1 protein-coding gene is annotated in these 1,846 nt (G+C 52.1%); it reads left to right on the top strand.

Features of this window, described 5'->3' with window-relative positions:
- The first annotated feature begins 132 nt into the window (after positions 1–132).
- Entirely contained in the window at positions 133–1,836 is a 1,704-nt protein-coding gene (locus K1V27_RS22420; protein WP_258931414.1) for an IS1634 family transposase, read from the top strand.
- The last annotated feature ends 10 nt before the right edge of the window (positions 1,837–1,846 follow it).

The following is a 1,846-nucleotide window of genomic DNA, read 5'->3' as shown; positions in this document are numbered from 1 at the left end:
CTTACATTCCGCAGTTACCACTCATTAAATAGATGAATTTGTTGTGCATAGACCCCTGGACATTCAGGGATCACTCCTGTATGAATGCGATTGGAAGTCTGCATTCGACTATTCAACCGCAGAGGAGACAGGATGATCGAACCCCGGGAGATCGAAGTCTATGACGTTTACCACCTTCCTATCATCAAAGCCTATGCCGATCGGATCGACCTGGTGAGCACGATCAACCGGCTGGTGCCAACCAAAATGAATATCGATCCGGGAACCCTGGTATTGGCCATGGTGCTGGATGCCGTCTCGGGCCGACACCCGCTTTACCGCATAGACAGCTTCTACCGGAACAAGGATATTGAGCTGCTTCTAGGTCGCTCTGTTGATATTGAAAAGCTCACAGACGACAATTTCGGCCGAGGTCTGGATCAACTGTACAAGGCCAACACATCCCGTCTCTTTTCAGCGATTGTGATAAATGCTTTGCGCTCCTTCGATGTTCCCTCGCAACACATTCACTTCGACACCACCAGTGTGAATGTCTTCGGGCAATACAACTCAATGACTCCGGACGTGCCCAGTACCATCAAGATCACTAAGGGACACAGCAAGGATCACCGGCCGGATCTCAACCAGTTTGTGGTTTCATTGCTTTGCACGGGCGGTAATGTTCCCATTTTCTCCAAGCTCGAAGACGGCAACGCTTCAGACAAGAAGCTCAACAATGGCTTGCTCACCGAAATCTCCAAGAAACTGGCCGACGTAGGTATTGACCCGGCTGCTTCCATCTACATTGCCGATAGCGCTCTCGTTACTGAAGAAAACCTGCGCCTGATGGGAGATAAAACCCATTTTATCTCTCGTCTACCGGCCACCTTCGGCGAACATCAACGCTTGATCGAGCACGCCGTTGAGAGCCAGTCCTGGCAGGATTACGGCATTCTTGCCGCAACCGCGCCCACCCGAAACCGTCCCGGCGTCCATTACCGGGGTTTTGAGACCAGCGCGACCCTCTACGGGCAAACTTACCGAGCCGTCGTCGTACATTCCAGCGCTCATGACCGACGCAGACAAAAACGACTGAATCGTGAGGTCAAGGCAGAGTATTCCGCATGGTCTAAAAAACTCGCACAGATCGAAAAGACCTTCTATTTCTGCATGGCGGACGCCCAGGCAGCAATGGCCAGACTTCAAACGGAAAACCTTCGTCTTCACGACCTCCAGTTCGCCATGGAAGAGAAGCCTCTCTATGCCAGAGGAAGGCCAAAGGCCGATGGCACACGAACCGTAAAACAAATGCGCTATGCCATCACTGGTACCGTTACGCAAAAGCCTGAGGCCGTCAACACGATACGCGAACAGGCTGGATGTTTTGTCCTGATTACCAACGTCCCGGTCGAGGGACCACCCAACAGCGACATCCTTTACGATGGCAAAAAGATCCTTCAGGCCTACAAGGATCAGAATGGCATCGAGCACAACTTCAGTTTCCTCAAAGATCCCGTAGTCATCAACTCGGTCTTCCTCAAAAAACCCGAGCGCATCGAAGCCCTGGGGCTGATCCTCGTGATCTCCCTCCTGCTCTGGCGCCTCATAGAGTTCAACATGCGCACCCATCTGGAAAAACAACAGACGACCATCCCCGGCTGGGACAACAAACCCACAGAACGGCCAACCACCTTCATGATGACAACAAAGTTCGACAACATTCGCGTCATAAAGATTCGACGCCAAAGGACTCTCAACGGACGTCTTTCACACGTCCAGGAGAAGTACCTTCTGGCACTGGGGGTGACCAGCACCATTTTCACTCAACCGGCTCGCTCTCATATATCGACAGGATAACGATGACGCC

It is taken from the genome of Desulfoferrobacter suflitae, assembly GCF_022603395.1.
Classification (GTDB): domain Bacteria; phylum Desulfobacterota; class Syntrophobacteria; order Syntrophobacterales; family Syntrophobacteraceae; genus Desulfoferrobacter; species Desulfoferrobacter suflitae.
Note: the sequence above shows the minus strand (reverse complement) of the source record. Positions and strands in the feature narration are given on the sequence as shown.